The organism is Streptomyces sp. Root1310, assembly GCF_001426425.1.
Lineage (GTDB): Bacteria > Actinomycetota > Actinomycetes > Streptomycetales > Streptomycetaceae > Streptomyces.
In genome coordinates, this window is sequence record NZ_LMEQ01000012.1 from 544,060 (window position 1) to 560,031 (window position 15,972).

Genomic DNA, 15,972 nt, shown 5'->3' on the forward strand with positions numbered 1-15,972 from the left:
CTCAGCCACCGGCCCGCAGCCCCTGGAGACCGTCATAGGCCGCCATCAGGAGGTCCAGCCCCCGGGTGTCCTCCGCCGGTTCCCGCATCTGGTTGGTCACGTAGGCCACCACGGCGCGGGCCTCGGGGTCGATCATGACCGTCGAGCCGCCCCAGCCGCCCCACCCGTAGGTGCCGCCGAACCGCCCGTAGCCGAGACCCCAGCTGATCGGCATGCCCAGGACGCGGTCCTCGCCGCTGAACTGCTCCTCCCAGGCCCGCTCACAGCCCGCCCGGGACAGCAGCCGCACCCCACGCACGGAGCCTCCGCAGGCCATCGCCGACTGGACGAGGGCGACCGAGCGGGCGTTGCCGAAGCCGCTCGCCGCCGGGATCTGCGCCCGGCGCCAGGCCACGCTGTTGCCGTCGCGGAGCCGGATCGCGGTCGGCGTGGTCGTCCCGGTCCTGGCCACGTCGCTGCGGGCCGCCCCCGCCGCGTAGTCCTCGTCCCGCGACGGCGGCGGGACCGTGAGTGCCACCCGGTGATCGTGCTCGGCGGACAGCCCCATCCGGAAGTCCGCGCCCAGCGGTCCGGCGATCTCGTCGGCGAAGAACTGACCCGGGCTCCGGCCGGTGATCCGGCGCACGACCTCGCCCACGAGGAACCCCTGGGTGAGCGAGTGGTAGCCGGCCGCGCTGCCCGGCTCCCACTGCGGAGCCTGCGCGGCCAGTCGTGCCGTCGCGGCCCGCCAGTCGTAGACGTCCGCCACCGGGCCGTCCCAGTCGGGCAGTCCCGCGGTGTGCGAGAGCAGGTGCCGTACCAGCACCGCCTCCTTGCCCGCCGCCGCGAACTCCGGCCAGTACCGGGCCACCGGCGCGTCCGGATCGAGCTCGCCCCGGTCGGCCAGAACCAGCGCGCACAACGCCGTCATCGTCTTCGTGACGGACCAGACGTTCACGATCGTGTCCCGCTGCCAGGGGACACCACGCGCCGCGTCGGCGAACCCGCCCCAGACGTCCACCACCGGCTCGCCGTCCACGAAGACGGCCACCGAGCCGCCCACGTCCCCGCCGTCCAGCAGCGCGGCCAGCGCGGTGGGCACGGCGGTGAACAGGTCGTCGTACGAGCCCTGGATGTCAGCCATGCCCGCCATTGAGCCCCCACGGCACGACCGGAGGCAACCGAATTCCGACGCCGGCCCGACGCGGACGGGCGCCTACCGTCCGGGCCCGCCCACCGGGGCCTGGGGCTCCGCCGGCGGGGAGTCCTGCGCGCCCATGTCCAGCCGGAACGGCGGATACGCGTCGGTCATGAGCGCCGCGTAGGCGCCCACCCGCGCGACCCAGCGGGCCAGGCCGAGCAGGAAGTCGAAGAGGTGCACCGGGTAACGGCCGGTGAAGGCCAGGATGATCACGGCGACGAAGGAGAGGAAGAAGACGAGCCCGCCGCCGTGCCAGCCGTCCGTGCCTCCCCAGCCCCAGCCCCAGTCGCCGACGAACATCCCCACGACGATGTACTGCGGGATGGCCAGCAGCCACCACTTCACCAGCACCAGACCACGCGACAGACGCTCCGGATAGACGACGTCGAAATGCGCCGGGTAGTCGGGCACCTCGGCGAGGGTGAACGGCGGGTACCGGTCGGTACCGAGCGCGGCGTGGGCGTAGTAGGCGACCCGCCAGTTCCAGCGCATCACACCGACGTTGAAGTCGAAGAGCGCCCGCGGATACCGGGCCGTGAACAGGATCGCGAAGAACGCGACGAAGGTCACGAAGGAGAACGCGATCCACAGGAAGAACAGCACGATGTAGTGCGGGATGGCGAGGAACCACTTCACCAGCCACATCCATCTGGACAACCGAGGATCGAGAAACGCCTCGATGCGCACAGGAGACACGGCGACCGGAATCATGGGGACCAGCTCCGTTCCCGGATCATGATCCCAGGCTCGCACACCGCAGGAGGGGCCGCGACCGGGACTGTTCCGCTCACCCGGACCCGCGGGCCTGCCCGACCACCAGGGAGTACGCCCGGCAGGCGCGGCTCGTGGAGTGCGGGTCGGCGCAGCGGCCGTGCAGCCTGCCGGCTCCCCGCACGGTGGGCTTACTCAGGCCGAGTTGAGTAGGTGCGCTCATGTCCGGCGGGTCCCCGGGCGGCGAGTATCGGTGCAGCGGCGCGGAGGTCTGGCGCGCCGGTCCGACGCAGCCGACCCAGTCACGGAGAATCCCATGTCCCGTCGTATCGCTCTGTCCGTTGCCGCCGGTGTCGTCGTCCTCGGTGGTGCCGGCGCCTTCGCTCTCGCCCACGCCGGGGAGCAGCCTCCGGTGCCGACGCACAGTACCGCCCGCTACACGGCTCCCGACGGCGACCGTGACGGCTCCCTGACCTTCGTCACCGATGTCACGGCGTCCTCCGGCGTCAAGAGCGTGAAGGTGCTGGCATGGCCGGAGGACTCGCCCTTCGCCGAGAAGCAGCTGACCACCAAGGACATGGCCGCGGCGGAGCCGGCCGTCTGCGAGCCCTCGGGTAAGGACACCGTGCGCTGCACCTACACCACGGTGGTCACCGGTTCCGACGCCGAGTCCTCCCCGCGCGGTCTCTGGCACATCGCGGTCCTGGCCACCGCGAAGGACGGCACCACGACGCTGAACACCGAGGCCTCCGACTTCACCGTCAGGTAGGCACCGACAGGCGGATGACCGAGAGCGCGCGGGGGAGCGCGAGTGGGAGCGGACGGCGACGGACGCTCGGCCGCGCCTCCCCGGCAGGGCCTGGGTAGGGCTGCCTGCCCGTCAGTTCCCAGGCGGACGCGCCGCCGACGAGTGCGGCCGCAGATGGTTCAGCACGTCCTCCGCCACCGGATACGGCCGCTCGCCGGGCAACAGCGCCGCCGCCCGCTCCGGTTCACCCGCGCGCACATGACCGTGCACTTCACGGGCCAGCGCTGTCACGTCCTCGATGCCGACGATCCACTCGTCGGCATACCGTACGGTCGCCTCCCCCGTGAGCCCCAACTGCAATGACCGGTACGGCAGGGGCCGCAACCGCAGGTCCCGCTCGGGATCCCACTGCACCCGCGCCGGAGCCTGCTTCAACTGCCGCTGCCACTCGGTCCGGTCGCCATGCAGCTCCGGGACATGGTGCGACAGACAGGCGTGCCGCAAAGCCCACTCGAAGCCCTCCCGGCCGATCTCCACGGCGAGAACGGTCTCCTGAGCTTCCTTCAGCCCCCACCCGCAGCGATACATCATCCACAGGAAGCTGGGCTTGATCCATGTCATCCTGTCCCGCTTCCACGCGGCCGGGAAGCGGCCGTCGCGGGCGGCGGGCAGGCCGATTTCCGGGGGGTACGCCTGGTAGACGGTGATCGTGGACTCCGTGTGAGCTGCACGGATCCCGTGTCGTGGTTGTTCCATGGCGTACAGCGTGGGGTGGGCCGGAGCGGGCGGCCACCGATTTTCGATCCGCGGTTCGCTGCGCGACGGGCAGCGCCGGCCGTGGCGGGCGCGGCCCGGTCGGGCAGGGAGCCCTGAGGCGTGGGCTCGCAGCCCTAGGACGGGACGGTGGCGTCGGCGTCCGACGGGTCGGCGCCCGGAAGGGACGGTTCTCGGAGCTGCTCGCGGCCGTAGTTCCAGACCACCGCGATCAGCGCGGCGATCGGTACCGCGAGCAGACTGCCCACGATCCCGGCCAGGCTGCCGCCCAACGTCACCGCCAGCAGCACCACTGCCGCATGGAGGCCGAGCCCGCGGCTTTGGATCATGGGCTGGAACACGTTGCCCTCGAGCTGCTGCACCACGACGATGACGGCCAGCACGATCAGCGCGTCCGTCAGGCCGTTGGAGACCAGCGCGATGAGAACCGCGACGAGACCGGCGAACAGGGCGCCGATGATCGGCACGAACGCGGAGACGAAGGTCAGCACCGCCAGCGGGAGCACCAGCGGGACCCCCACGATCCACAGGCCCAGGCCGATCAGGACGGCGTCGAGCAGGCCGACGGCCGCCTGGGAACGCACGAACGCTCCCAGGGTGTCCCAGCCTCGCGCGGCCACGGCCGGGACGTCGGTGGCGAGCCGGCCGGGCAGCTGACGGGCGAGCCACGGCAGGAACCGCGTGCCGTCCTTGAGGAAGAAGAACATCAGGAAGAGGGCCAGGACGGCAGTGACCAGGCCGTTCACCACGGTGCTGACTCCCGTGACGACAGCGCCGACCATGCTGCCGAGACCGTCCTGCGCACGGGAGACCGCGGTGTCGAAGGCCTTGTTGATCTGGGCGTCACCGATGTTCAACGGCGGGCCGGCGGCCCACTCGCGCAACTTCTGGATTCCTTCGACCACGCCGTCGGTCAGCTCGCCGGACTGGGAGGCCACCGGTACCGCGATCAACGCCACGACGCCGATGGCGACCAGGAGGAACAGCACCGTCACGACGGATGCGGCGAGGGCGGGCTTCCACCCGCGACGACGCAGGAAACGGGTCGGTGGCCAGGTCAGTGTGGTGAGAAGCAGGCCGACCACGAGCGGCCAGACGACCGACCACATCCGGCCCAGGATCCACAGAGTCACCGCGAGCATCAAAAATATGAGCAGCAGCTCGGCGGAGGCCCGCGCCGTCGTGCGGAGCGCGGCGCGGGCTCTTGTGGAACTCAACGTGGCAGTCACGGATGCACCCTATGGGTAGGCAAGTCATACCGGAATCGCTGATCACCGAGGGTCTCGCCGGGCGACACGGGGTCGTGCCGCCGAGGTGGGACAAGCGCTGCGGCCCGTCCCCACCCCTCCCTGGTGGGCCGGTCTCGAACCGCGTGCCGTGTCAGCCGGCCTGGTACGTGCTGAAGATGTACAGCGCCGCCTCGATCTGTGCTCTCGTCCGGGCATCGGGTGCCCCGGTGAGCCGGACGAAGACGACCGACGCTTCCGGGTCGGCCGCGACCAGCAAGATCAGCGGTACCCGCCCCGACAGCGGGTAGTCGTACCAGCCGTCGGGCCTGTCGACGTCCGTCGCCGGGAGGGCGGTCTCGATGGCCTGCCAGTCGGAGTCGTCGAAGCGGTAGCCCGAGAACCGCGCGACCGACTCGCAGAACGGCCGCAGATTGTCTTCGAGGATCCAGTGCCCGTCGGCGGACGCGTCGGGGATCGGGCGCTCACCCATCGGCCCTCGCCACACCGATCGGGCAGGACACGCCGGTCCCGCCGATCCCGCAGTACCCGCCCGGGTTCCTGGCGAGGTACTGCTGGTGGTAGGTCTCGGCCGGGTAGAAGGGGCGGTTCGAGGCCGGGAGGATCTCCGTGGTGATCGGGCCGTGGCCCGAGGCGGTGAGGGCCCGTTGGTACGACGCGCGGGAGGACTCGGCGGTGGCCGCCTGGGCCGGGGAGTGGGTGTGGATCGCGGAACGGTACTGGGTGCCGACGTCGTTGCCCTGGCGGAAGCCCTGGGTGGGATCGTGGGACTCCCAGAACGTCCGCAGGAGACGCTCGTAGGAGATCACCGCCGGGTCGAAGACCACGCGGACGACCTCCGTGTGGGCGGTCAGGCCCGAGCAGACCTCCTCGTAGGTGGGGTGCTCGGTGTGGCCGCCCTGGTAGCCGACCAGGGTGGTCCACACGCCTGCCGGCAGCTGCCAGAACGTGCGCTCCGCGCCCCAGAAGCAGCCCAGGCCGAAGTCGGCGACCTCGAGACCTTCGGGGTAGGGGCCGAGGAGCGGGTTGCCGAGGACGGTGTGGCGGTCGAGGACGGAGTACACCGGCGCCTCGCGGCCTTGCAGAGCCTGCTGGGGCGTCGGGAGCTGGGGTGTGTGGCTGTGCGACGGAAACATGCGGTCTCCAAGGGGGGCGGGCGGGCCGGCGCTTAGGGTGCGTGCCGGTCAACGTGCATACGGCCCACCGGATTCCGGCGCCTCGGCCCTCTCGCCCCAGGCCTCCTGCCCCAGCCCTCTTGCCTCGGCCGCGCTCTTGCCCCAGGCCTCCTGCCTCAGCCCTCATGCCTCGGCCGCGCTCTTGCCCCAGGCCTCTTGCCTCGGCCCTCCTGCGCGACCGTGTGTCTGCGGTCGGGCCGGTCGCCGCGGAAGGGTCCGGGGTCAGTGCGGCAGCGTTGCCGGGCTGCCGCCGTTCGCCTCGTAGCCCGCCACCGCCAGTGCCCGGTAGACCGCGAATTCGCCGGCCGGGTCGGGGGAGAGGGTCCACGGGAGGGCGCCGACATGGCCGTCCACGTGTATGAGCTGGTTCATGGCCTCCGACCAGCGTTCGGCGCGCACCAGGAAGAAGATCAGCAGGTGACGGACGTGCGCCAGCATCGGGTCGTCGGGGCGGGCCGCGTGCACCGCGAACAGTGCGCCGTGCATCGCCTTCGTGACGACCTCGCTCTGGTAGAAGCTGCTGACCAGGTTCACCTCGGGGAGGTGCTCGAAGACCGCGAACAGCGGCATGGCGGCGAGGAGGGAGCCCTGGGGTGCCCGGGCGGCCGCGGCCTCCGCGAACCCGTTCGCCAGTTCGCGCGAGCCGTGCCACTTCTCGCACCAGTAGTGCAGGGCCGCCAGATGCGCTCCCATGTGCGCCGGGGCGCGGTCCAGGATCTTCAGCCAGAGCTGCTCGAAGTCCTTCTGGTCGTACTGAAGGCCGCGGGCCACCGACAACTCGACGATGTACGGGATCGGGTCACCGGGGGAGAGCAGCGCCGCCTGACCGCAGGCTTCCTTCGCCTCCTCCATGATGATCCGGAAGTCGTCCGTGCCCCGCGTCGACGTCCGCCACGCCTGCTGCACCAGGAACTCGGCGTGCACCGCCGCGCCGCCCGCGTCCTTCGGCGCCTCCGTGCGCCACACCCGCAGCCACTGCCCGCCCGGCGTCTCACCGACCCCGCCCGGCCGCTGCTGGAGCTCCAGCGCCGCCGCGCCCGCGAAGGCCTGCACGCGCTGCCAGCGCAGCTCGCCCTCCGTCTCCGTGCCGGCCAGCAGCTGCTGCGCGGCGCGGTAGTCCTGCGTGTGCTGCACCACGTCCAGGACGTCCAGCAGGTCCTGGTCGGGGCCGGGCATGCGGATGTCCAGTTCCTCCGTGCGCACGAACCCGTAGGTCTCGGGGTCCGCGGCGTCCGGGTGGCCCGCCGGGACCTGCTCGACCATGCCGCGCCTGCGCCGCAGGAACGGCAGCAGCACGAAGCTGATCATGAGCAGCGCCATGAGGACGAACAGAATCTCCATGCATCAAGCGAACCAGACCGCGCCGACAATTGGCCAACCCGCCCCCGAACCTGTGGAAAAACGTCGGGGAGGACGGTCCGCGAGGGTCGTCCGCCGCCGTCCGTCTCCGTCCCCGCGCTCCCGCCGTCCCGCAGCAGGCCCGCGGGCGGACTACGCTCGGTCCTCATGAGCGACAGGCACATCAGTCAGCACTTCGAGACCCTCGCGATCCACGCGGGCAACACCGCCGATCCCCTCACCGGCGCGGTGGTCCCGCCGATCTACCAGGTCTCGACCTACAAGCAGGACGGCGTCGGCGGTCTGCGTGGCGGCTACGAGTACAGCCGCAGCGCCAACCCGACAAGGACCGCCCTGGAGGAGAACCTCGCCGCCCTCGAGGGCGGCCGCCGAGGTCTCGCGTTCGCTTCCGGACTGGCGGCCGAGGACTGCCTGTTGCGTACGCTGCTCAGCCCCGGTGACCACGTGGTGATCCCGAACGACGCCTACGGCGGCACGTTCCGGCTCTTCGCGAAGGTCGTCGCCCGCTGGGGTGTGGAGTGGTCGGTCGCCGACACCGGCGACGCCGCCGCCGTGCGCGCCGCGATCACCCCGAAGACCAAGGCCGTGTGGGTGGAGACCCCGTCCAACCCGCTCCTCGGCATTACCGACATCGCCGCCGTCGCCCAGGTCGCCCGGGAGGCGGGCGCCCGTCTCGTCGTCGACAACACCTTCGCCACGCCGTACCTTCAGCAGCCCCTGGCGCTCGGCGCGGACGTCGTGGTGCACTCCCTGACCAAGTACATGGGCGGTCACTCGGACGTCGTCGGCGGCGCGCTGGTCACCGGCGACGCGGAGCTGGGCGAGGAGCTGGCGTACCACCAGAACGCGATGGGCGCGGTCGCCGGGCCCTTCGACTCCTGGCTGGTGCTGCGCGGCGCCAAGACGCTGTCGGTGCGCATGGACCGGCACAGCGAGAACGCCACCAAGGTCGCCGACATGCTGACCCGGCACGCGCGCGTGACGAACGTGCTGTACCCGGGGCTGCCCGACCACCCCGGTCACGAGGTCGCGGCCAAGCAGATGCGGGCGTTCGGCGGCATGGTCTCGTTCCAGGTCGCCGGTGGCGAGGAGGCGGCCGTCGAGGTGTGCAACCGCGCCAAGGTGTTCACCCTGGGCGAGTCGCTGGGCGGTGTCGAGTCCCTGATCGAGCACCCGGGGCGCATGACGCACGCGTCCGTGGTCGGCTCGGCGCTGGAGGTGCCCGGCGACCTCGTCCGGCTCTCCGTCGGCATCGAGAACATCGACGACCTGCTCGCCGACCTGCAGCAGGCTCTCGGCTAGACGGCCATTCGCCAGACGGCCTCTCGGTCGGTCTGGGCTGCCTGGGCTGCCTGGGCTGCCGTCGGGGTCACCAGCCGGTCAGCGGTGGAGTCGTCTGCGACGGCGGCTCCACCCACGGCTGGGCCACCACCGCCCAGACCGTGAACGCCAGCGCGGCGACGAGGAGCAGCAGCCACAGCAGCCGCCGGGCGATCGTCCGGCGGCGCAGTATCCGGCCGCCCCGGCGTACGACGTCCGCGTGCAGTTCCGTCGGCACGTGCGGCGCGGTCCGCTCCATGAGCTGCCGTACGGCGGCCTCCCGCTCGGGCCGGTTCACGACGCCGCCGCCTTCGCGCGGCGCACCGCGGGCGCCGGGCCCCGGGGCGGATGCAGAAGCGTCGCCGTCGCCCGGTCGCAGACCGTGCGGATCCGTTCCACCGGCAGGCCGAGCAGGGCCGCCACCTGTTCTTCGGCGACCCCCTCGTAGAGCCTCAGAACCAGCACGAGGCGCTCCTGGGGGGTGAGCCGTGCCAGCGGACCGACGGCGGTGAGCGGCCGGCCGCGGCCGAGGCCGAGGGGCAGGGCGGCGTACAGGTGCCAGGAGCTGTGGGCGAAGCGGGTGGCCAGGTACTCGCGGGCCCGGTTGTAGGGGTCCTCGCCGTGCAGCCGGTCCCAGCAGGCGTACGTGTGTGCGAGGGCGAGGGTCAGCAGGCGTCGCGCGCGCGGATTGTCGGCCGGGGCCTCCGCCGTGAGCAGGGTGGCGGCGTGCAGCAACCGCCCGCCCGCTCCGGCGACGAACGCCTCGAACTCCCGTGCCCGGCGGGCTTCCTGGGCCGTACGCCGCTCTCGCACACCGAGCCTCCCGCCTGACGGCGTCCCCCTGGAGGGCCATATGCCCCGGTCTCATATGAGGCCAGGGGTGGGCTTTCGGTCAAGAGCCGCGCACGGCCGCCGGAAAGTGACCGTACGCGCGCGTGCGACCGGTTCAGGAAGTGGCCGACGACGGTTCCGCGCCGGGTACGCCCTGGGCCGCCATCCGGGAGGACAGCGCGGTGTTGAACCGGGTGAGGAGGTCGCAGAAGGTCTCGCGCTCCTCCGGCGCCCAGTCGTCCGTCAACTCGGCCATCAACTGACGTCGGGAGGACCGTACTTCCTCGAGCCGGGACTGCCCGCGCGGGGACAGCTGGAGCACCACGGCCCGTCCGTCCTCGGGGTGTGAGGTCCGCTTGACCAGGCCGGTGTCGACGAGCGGAGCCACCTGCCGGGTGACGGTGGAGGAGTCGATGCCCATGCTCGCGGCGAGCGCCTTGACGCCCATCGGGCCTTCCTTGTCGAGGCGGTTGAGCAGCAGGTACGCGGCGCGGTCCATGGAGTTGCGCACCTGCCCGACGCCGCCGAGCCGGGTCTGTTCGGCACGGCGGGCGAACACCGCGACCTCGTGCTGCAAGGTGTCGAGAAGACCGGTGTCACCGACGGTCGTCATGTCCATCGACATTTCAGGTGTTGTGGGCATGGCCGGGGGCTCACTTCATGAAGGGGCTGCTGGAATGGGGGACAGAGTACGCGGCTGGAAGGCGGGTCGTACCGACGCTGCGGAAACCGGTCTCGGAGGTTGGTCACAGAGGTCGCGGCCGCCTGTGAACTGCGATGCTGGAGTCATGAGCTACCGCACGGCTGACTCCTTTCGTCCCGTCACCCTCGACGATGTGCGCGGGGCCCAGAAGATGCTGTCGGGCGTGGCGCGGACGACCGCGATGGAGGGCAGCAGGCACCTGTCCCAGCTGGTCGGGGCGCCGGTGCACTTCAAGTGCGAGAACCTCCAGCGGACGGGGTCGTTCAAGCTGCGCGGCGCGTACGTCCGGATCGCCGGGCTGCTGCCGGAGGAGCGGGCCGCCGGGGTGGTCGCGGCGAGCGCGGGCAACCACGCGCAGGGTGTGGCGCTGGCCTCGACGGTCCTGGGCGTGCGCTCCACGGTGTTCATGCCCCAGGGTGCGCCGCTGCCGAAGATCAGCGCCACCCGCGAGTACGGGGCCGAGGTGCGTCTGCACGGTCAGGTCGTCGACGAGACGCTGGCCGCGGCGCAGGAGTACGCGGCCGAGACGGGTGCGGTGTTCATCCATCCCTTCGACCACCCCGACATCATCGCGGGTCAGGGGACGGTCGGCCTGGAGATCCTGGAGCAGTGCCCGGAGGTGCGCACGATCGTCGTCGGGATCGGCGGCGGCGGGCTGGCGGCGGGCATCGCGGTCGCGGTGAAGTCGCTGCGGCCGGACGTGCGGATCGTCGGGGTGCAGGCGGCCGGGGCCGCGGCGTACCCGCCCTCGCTGGCGGCCGGGCGGCCGGTGTCGATCAGCACCCCGGCGACGATGGCCGACGGCATCAAGGTCGGCCGGCCCGGTGACGTGCCGTTCTCCATCGTCGGCGATCTGGTGGACGAGGTGCGCACGGTGACGGAGGACGAGCTGGCCGCGGCGCTGCTGCTGTGCCTGGAGCGGGCCAAGCTGGTCGTCGAGCCGGCCGGGGCGAGCCCGGTGGCCGCACTGCTCAGCGCGCCCGGCGCCTTCGAGGGCCCGGTCGTCGCGGTGCTGTCCGGCGGCAACGTCGACCCGGTGCTGATGGAGCGCGTCCTGCGGCACGGCATGGCGGCGCAGGGCCGCTACCTGGCCGTACGCCTGCGGCTGACGGACCGGCCGGGCGCCCTCGCCGCGCTGCTGGGGGCGTTGTCAGTGGTCGACGCTAACGTCTTGGACGTGAGCCATCTGCGGACCGACCCCCGGCTCGGGCTGACCGAGGCGGAGGTCGAGCTGCACCTGGAGACGAAGGGGCCGGAGCACTGCGCCGAGGTCGGCCGCGTCCTGCGCGAGGCCGGTTACACCGTCATCGACTGACGCCGGCAGGGGCGTCGACCGAGGTGGAAACCACGGCCGGAACCCGTTCCGAGCGCGCTCGGAGCCGGCTTCGAATCCGCTGAAAGTCCCTTCGTCACTCGTTCGAGAAAGACCGTTGTGAGACGCGATACATCGCGTTATGGTGTGTCTCACGCCGCCCCCTCCCCTCTTGTCGGGCGGAACGAAAAGTACATACCTAGGCTTTCCGAAGAATCCTCAATGACGTGGAGACTGTTATGCCAGGTGCCATCTATGCCGAAGGCCTGGTGAAGACCTTCGGTGACGTAAAGGCTCTGGACGGCGTGGACCTGGACGTCCCGGAGGGCACGGTTCTGGGCCTGCTCGGGCCGAACGGAGCGGGCAAGACCACCACGGTCCGCTGTCTGACCACGCTTCTGCGCCCCGACAGCGGACGGGCCGAGGTCGCCGGCCTCGACGTGCTCAAGCACCCCAACGAGGTCCGCCGCTCCATCGGCCTGTCCGGCCAGTTCGCGGCCGTCGACGAGTACCTCACCGGCCGCGAGAACCTCCAGATGGTCGGCATGCTCTACCAGATGAAGGCGGGCGCGGCGAAGGCCCGGGCGGCCGAACTGCTCGACCAGTTCGGCCTCGCGGAAGCCGCCGACCGCACGGCCAAGACGTACTCCGGAGGCATGCGCCGCCGCCTCGATCTGGCCGCGGCACTGGTCGTCTCACCGCCCGTGATGTTCATGGACGAGCCGACCACCGGCCTCGACCCGCGCAACCGCCAGATGCTGTGGGAGGTGATCAAGCGCCTCGTCTCCGGTGGCACGACACTGCTGCTCACCACGCAGTACCTCGAAGAGGCCGACCACCTCGCGCACGACATCGCGGTCGTCGACCACGGCCGGGTGATCGCCCGAGGCACCTCCGACCAGCTCAAGGCCCGCACCGGCGGAGAGCGCGTGGAGGTCGTGGTGCACGACCGCGAACACATCGCCACGGCCGCGGAGGTACTGGGCGGCTTCGGCAAGGGCGAGACCACCGTCGAGCAGCACACCCGCAAGCTCACCGTGCCCGTCGCCGGCGGGGCCAAGCTCCTCGCCGAGGTCATCCGCGAGCTCGACGGCCGCGGCATCGAGATCGACGACATCGGCCTGCGCCGCCCCACCCTCGACGACGTCTTCCTGTCCCTGACGGGACACGTCGCCGAGGAGAAGGCCGAGGAGAGCGAAGAGGACCGACGGGACGCCCCGCGCGGTAAGAGCGGCCAGAGCGAGAGGGAGACCGTCAAATGAGTGCCGTCACCGACGCCGTACGCGGCGCGGCGCCCAAGCCCGCCCATCCGCTGGGACAGTCCGTCCGCGACTCGCTGGTCATCGCGAAGCGCAACCTGATCCGGATGTCCCGCATCCCGGAGATGGTCATCTTCGGGCTCATCCAGCCGATCATGTTCGTGGTGCTGTTCACCTACGTGTTCGGCGGGTCCATGCAGATCGGCGGCAGCACGAGCGCCACCGACTACACGAACTTCCTGATGGCGGGCATCTTCGCGCAGACCGTCACCTTCGCCACCGCCGGAGCCGGCGCGGGCATCGCCGACGACATGCACAAGGGCCTCATCGACCGCTTCCGGTCCCTGCCGATGGCGCGGGGCGCGGTGCTCACCGGCCGCACCCTCGCCGACCTCGTCCAGACGGCGCTGACCCTGCTGGTGCTGGCGGTGGTCGCCCTTCTGGTCGGCTGGCGGGTCGGCTCCGACGGCAGCACCGACGCCGCCCGGGTCCTTGCCGCCTTCGGCCTGCTGCTCCTGCTCGGCTACGCGTTCACCTGGATCGGCGCCCTGATCGGCCTGAGCGTCCGCACCCCCGAGGCGGCCACCTCCGGCGGACTGATCTGGCTCTTCCCGGTGACCTTCATCTCCAACGCGTTCGTGGACACCAGCAACATGACGCCGTGGCTGCGTCACATCGCCGAGTGGAACCCGTTCAGTGCCACCGTCCAGGCCTGCCGGGTGCTCTTCGCCAACCCGGGGCAGTCGGCGTCCGACGCCTGGCCCATGCAGCACCCGGTCTGGGCCTCGCTGATCTACTCCGTGCTGATCGTCGTGATCTTCCGGACGCTGGCGGTGCGCAAGTACCGCTCGGCGACGGCCTGAGCGTCGCGGACATGACGAAGCCCCCGGCGGCGTGGGCGCCGGGGGCAGGTCACAGCGGGGCGACGGACAGGGGCCGGTCAGCCGCTGTAGGCCTCGGCCTTCAGAATGCGCACGGAGGCCTTCTTGCCGTTGGGCAGCTCGTACTCCGCGTCCTCGCCGACCTTGTGGCCGATCACGCCGGTGCCGAGCGGGGACTGCGGCGAGTAGGTCTCGATGTCCGAGCTCGCGTACTCGCGCGAGGCGAGCAGGAACGTCATGGTGTCGTCCTCGTCACCGTCGAAGGCGATCGTCACGACCATGCCGGGCGCCACCGCGCCGTCGGCGGAAGCCGGGGTCTCGCCGACCTTGGCGTTGTCGAGAAGCTGGGTCAGCTGGCGCACACGGAGCTCCTGCTTGCCCTGCTCCTCCTTGGCCGCGTGGTACCCACCGTTCTCACGCAGGTCCCCCTCCTCGCGCGCAGCCGCGATCTTGGCGGCGATCTCCGTGCGCGCAGGACCAGTAAGGTACTCAAGCTCGACCTTGAGCTTGTTGTACGCCTCCTGGGTCAGCCAGGTGACGGACTCGCTGGTCTGGGTCACAGGTGCTCCTCGTCGGTACTGGGAATACAAAGCATCGCCCTACCAAAAGCATGTTCCTCAGGTGATGGGCGAAACCACGAGCCTAACAATTCAGTGGCCGAAGGGGGAGGACATAAGCCATCAGAATTACGTCAACGCAGGTCAGCGCGTACGTATTGCAGGGGATGCGGCTCGCCCGGCGGCCCGGCGTCAGTCTGTGCCGGAAGGTGTCGGTCGGCGTCAGTCGGCGTGACAGCCGAGCAGTTCCGCCGTCGTGCCCTTGGCCGTCGTACGCAGCGTGACCGTCCGGTCGATGCGCGTGTCCGAACCGGCGAAGCGGAAGTCCGCCCGGCCCACCTCGGCGCCGTTGGCCGCCTGCGAGCGCACCGTGCAGTAGCCGCTCGCGCCCGAGTCCTTGCGGACCTCCAGGTGGAGCTGCACCGCCTCGTCCGAGGTCGCCTTGAAGGTGATCACCTCGGCGCTGATCTTGTTCTGGCCGACGTAGTGGTAGGCGAAGTAACCGACCAGGGCGAGCAGGAACGCGCCCAGCACGGCGCCGGTGATCCTGAGCTTGTGGTCGGCCCGCTCGTCCGAGGAACGGCCGTAGCGGCCCTCGGGGAGTCGCGTGCTCGCCGTACTCATGATCGTCCTCCAGGCACGGAATTATTCGCCTCCCGATTCGGTCACTATAGAAGCCTGCGATCGCACCGGTTCACACCGGGCGCCGACTTACCGAGGATTGAGTCTTGACTGACCAGCTGCGACTGATGGCCGTTCACGCGCACCCCGACGACGAGTCGAGCAAGGGCGCGGCCACCATGGCGAAGTACGTGTCCGAGGGGGTGGACGTGCTGGTGGTGACCTGCACGGGCGGGGAGCGCGGCTCCATCCTCAATCCCAAGCTTCAGGGCGACAAGTACATCGAGGAGCACATCCACGAGGTACGCAAGAAGGAGATGGACGAGGCCCGCGAGATCCTCGGCATCAGGCAGGAGTGGCTCGGCTTCATCGACTCGGGCCTGCCCGAGGGCGACCCGCTGCCGCCGCTGCCCGACGGCTGCTTCGCCCTGGAGGACGTCGACAAGGCGGCCGGCGAACTGGTGAAGCAGATCCGCTCCTTCCGTCCCCAGGTGATCACCACCTACGACGAGAACGGCGGCTACCCGCACCCCGACCACATCATGACCCACAAGATCTCGATGGTGGCGTTCGAGGGCGCGGACGACGCCGCGAAGTACCCCGAGGCCGAGTTCGGGCCCGTGTACCGGCCGTCGAAGCTGTACTACAACCAGGGCTTCAACCGTCCCCGCACCGAGGCGCTGCACCACGCGATGCTCGACCGCGGTCTGGAGTCGCCCTACGGGGAGTGGCTCAAGCGCTGGGACGAGTTCGGTCAGAAGGAGCGCACGCTCACCACGCACGTTCCGTGCGCCGACTTCTACGAGATCCGCGACAAGGCGCTGATCGCGCACGCCACGCAGATCGACCCCGACGGCGGCTGGTTCCGGGTGCCGATGGAGATCCAGAAGGAGGTCTGGCCCACGGAGGAGTACGAGCTCGCGAAGTCCCGCGTCGATACCTCCCTCCCCGAGGACGACCTCTTTGCGGGCATCCGCGACAATGCCTGACATGAGCGCAAGCGTGAGCCTGGCAATGACGCACCTCGTCCCCCTCGCCAAGGAGGTCGACGAGAACAAGGTCACCCCCGGCGTCCTCGGCTTCATCGTCTTCGCGGCGATGGCCGTGGCGGTGTGGGGCCTGATGAAGTCCATGAGCAAGCACATGGGCAAGGTCGACTTCAAGGAGCCGGCGGACCCGGAGCAGACCTCCGCCGCCGGCACGGCCAAGGCGACGGGGAAGCCCTCCTCGACGTCTTGAGGCGAGTGCGCGGCGGGAACGCCTGGCGCAGGGACGTGTGACGCCGGGGTGCGGG

General features: G+C 70.6%; 20 protein-coding genes. 7 read left to right on the plus strand and 13 right to left on the minus strand.

Features of this window, described 5'->3' with window-relative positions:
* Position 1: 1 nt before the first annotated feature.
* The 3 genes from ASD48_RS20635 to ASD48_RS44280 form a co-directional block, all read right to left on the minus strand.
* The gene (locus tag ASD48_RS20635; protein ID WP_057603552.1) at positions 2 to 1,123 is read right to left on the minus strand and encodes a serine hydrolase domain-containing protein; all 1,122 of its coding nucleotides are present in this window, start codon (positions 1,121 to 1,123) and stop codon (positions 2 to 4) included.
* Between the two features lie 72 nt (positions 1,124 to 1,195).
* Entirely contained in the window at positions 1,196 to 1,891 is a 696-nt protein-coding gene (locus tag ASD48_RS20640; RefSeq protein WP_057603101.1) for a DUF4389 domain-containing protein, read from the minus strand.
* A gap of 76 nt (positions 1,892 to 1,967) precedes the next feature.
* Positions 1,968 to 2,114, minus strand: coding sequence for a hypothetical protein (locus ASD48_RS44280; RefSeq protein ID WP_157880659.1), 147 nt, complete (start codon positions 2,112 to 2,114; stop codon positions 1,968 to 1,970).
* A gap of 93 nt (positions 2,115 to 2,207) precedes the next feature.
* On the opposite strand from ASD48_RS44280, the gene ASD48_RS20645 reads away from it, so the two are divergent.
* Positions 2,208 to 2,660 carry a DUF5707 domain-containing protein gene (locus ASD48_RS20645; RefSeq protein ID WP_057603102.1) on the plus strand — a complete coding sequence of 151 codons (453 nt, stop codon included), beginning with the start codon at positions 2,208 to 2,210 and terminating at the stop codon, positions 2,658 to 2,660.
* 111 nt (positions 2,661 to 2,771) lie between these two features.
* Here ASD48_RS20645 and ASD48_RS20650 read toward each other — a convergent pair whose 3' ends face one another.
* The 5 genes from ASD48_RS20650 to ASD48_RS20670 all read right to left on the minus strand — a co-directional run bounded on the left by ASD48_RS20650 (position 2,772) and on the right by ASD48_RS20670 (position 7,176).
* Complete coding sequence (locus ASD48_RS20650) at positions 2,772 to 3,395, minus strand: DUF4291 domain-containing protein (RefSeq protein WP_057603103.1); 624 nt, start codon at positions 3,393 to 3,395, stop codon at positions 2,772 to 2,774.
* Positions 3,396 to 3,529: 134 nt separating this feature from the next.
* Positions 3,530 to 4,642, minus strand: a complete 1,113-nt coding sequence (locus tag ASD48_RS20655) for an AI-2E family transporter (RefSeq protein WP_057603104.1) — start codon at positions 4,640 to 4,642, stop codon at positions 3,530 to 3,532.
* A 151-nt stretch (positions 4,643 to 4,793) separates the two neighbouring features.
* Positions 4,794 to 5,132, minus strand: a complete 339-nt coding sequence (locus tag ASD48_RS20660) for a hypothetical protein (protein ID WP_057603105.1) — start codon at positions 5,130 to 5,132, stop codon at positions 4,794 to 4,796.
* The gene (gene msrA / locus ASD48_RS20665) at positions 5,125 to 5,796 is read right to left on the minus strand and encodes a peptide-methionine (S)-S-oxide reductase MsrA (protein WP_057603106.1); all 672 of its coding nucleotides are present in this window, start codon (positions 5,794 to 5,796) and stop codon (positions 5,125 to 5,127) included. The genes ASD48_RS20660 and msrA overlap by 8 nt, the downstream gene beginning before the upstream one ends.
* A 261-nt stretch (positions 5,797 to 6,057) precedes the next feature.
* Complete coding sequence (locus ASD48_RS20670; protein ID WP_057603107.1) at positions 6,058 to 7,176, minus strand: hypothetical protein; 1,119 nt, start codon at positions 7,174 to 7,176, stop codon at positions 6,058 to 6,060.
* A gap of 165 nt (positions 7,177 to 7,341) precedes the next feature.
* Between ASD48_RS20670 and ASD48_RS20675 the strand changes: the two genes are divergently transcribed.
* Positions 7,342 to 8,496, plus strand: coding sequence for a cystathionine gamma-synthase (locus ASD48_RS20675; protein WP_057603108.1), 1,155 nt, complete (start codon positions 7,342 to 7,344; stop codon positions 8,494 to 8,496).
* A 67-nt stretch (positions 8,497 to 8,563) separates the two neighbouring features.
* Here ASD48_RS20675 and ASD48_RS20680 read toward each other — a convergent pair whose 3' ends face one another.
* The 3 genes from ASD48_RS20680 to ASD48_RS20690 form a co-directional block, all read right to left on the minus strand.
* Positions 8,564 to 8,812 carry a hypothetical protein gene (locus ASD48_RS20680; RefSeq protein ID WP_057603109.1) on the minus strand — a complete coding sequence of 83 codons (249 nt, stop codon included), beginning with the start codon at positions 8,810 to 8,812 and terminating at the stop codon, positions 8,564 to 8,566.
* Complete coding sequence (locus ASD48_RS20685) at positions 8,809 to 9,327, minus strand: sigma factor-like helix-turn-helix DNA-binding protein (RefSeq protein ID WP_057603110.1); 519 nt, start codon at positions 9,325 to 9,327, stop codon at positions 8,809 to 8,811. The genes ASD48_RS20680 and ASD48_RS20685 overlap by 4 nt, the downstream gene beginning before the upstream one ends.
* Before the next feature lie 133 nt (positions 9,328 to 9,460).
* Entirely contained in the window at positions 9,461 to 9,970 is a 510-nt protein-coding gene (locus ASD48_RS20690; RefSeq protein ID WP_199875913.1) for a MarR family transcriptional regulator, read from the minus strand.
* 163 nt (positions 9,971 to 10,133) lie between these two features.
* On the opposite strand from ASD48_RS20690, the gene ilvA reads away from it, so the two are divergent.
* The 3 genes from ilvA (at position 10,134) to ASD48_RS20705 (ending at position 13,482) form a co-directional block, all read left to right on the plus strand.
* Complete coding sequence (gene ilvA / locus ASD48_RS20695; RefSeq protein WP_057603111.1) at positions 10,134 to 11,363, plus strand: threonine ammonia-lyase; 1,230 nt, start codon at positions 10,134 to 10,136, stop codon at positions 11,361 to 11,363.
* A 236-nt stretch (positions 11,364 to 11,599) separates the two neighbouring features.
* Entirely contained in the window at positions 11,600 to 12,622 is a 1,023-nt protein-coding gene (locus ASD48_RS20700; RefSeq protein WP_057603112.1) for an ATP-binding cassette domain-containing protein, read from the plus strand.
* Complete coding sequence (locus ASD48_RS20705; RefSeq protein ID WP_020128092.1) at positions 12,619 to 13,482, plus strand: ABC transporter permease; 864 nt, start codon at positions 12,619 to 12,621, stop codon at positions 13,480 to 13,482. The genes ASD48_RS20700 and ASD48_RS20705 overlap by 4 nt, the downstream gene beginning before the upstream one ends.
* A gap of 77 nt (positions 13,483 to 13,559) precedes the next feature.
* On the opposite strand, the gene greA is transcribed toward ASD48_RS20705, so the two are convergent.
* A complete protein-coding gene (gene greA, locus ASD48_RS20710; protein WP_020128091.1) occupies positions 13,560 to 14,060 on the minus strand; it encodes a transcription elongation factor GreA in 501 nt (166 codons plus the stop codon).
* A gap of 219 nt (positions 14,061 to 14,279) precedes the next feature.
* On the minus strand, positions 14,280 to 14,681 hold the full coding sequence (locus ASD48_RS20715) for a DUF4307 domain-containing protein (RefSeq protein WP_057603113.1): 402 nt from the start codon (positions 14,679 to 14,681) through the stop codon (positions 14,280 to 14,282).
* 125 nt (positions 14,682 to 14,806) lie between these two features.
* Here ASD48_RS20715 and mca point away from each other — a divergent pair, with 125 nt between their 5' ends.
* Complete coding sequence (mca, locus tag ASD48_RS20720) at positions 14,807 to 15,667, plus strand: mycothiol conjugate amidase Mca (protein WP_057603114.1); 861 nt, start codon at positions 14,807 to 14,809, stop codon at positions 15,665 to 15,667.
* On the plus strand, positions 15,660 to 15,917 hold the full coding sequence (locus ASD48_RS20725) for a hypothetical protein (RefSeq protein WP_078615601.1): 258 nt from the start codon (positions 15,660 to 15,662) through the stop codon (positions 15,915 to 15,917). The genes mca and ASD48_RS20725 overlap by 8 nt, the downstream gene beginning before the upstream one ends.
* The last annotated feature ends 55 nt before the right edge of the window (positions 15,918 to 15,972 follow it).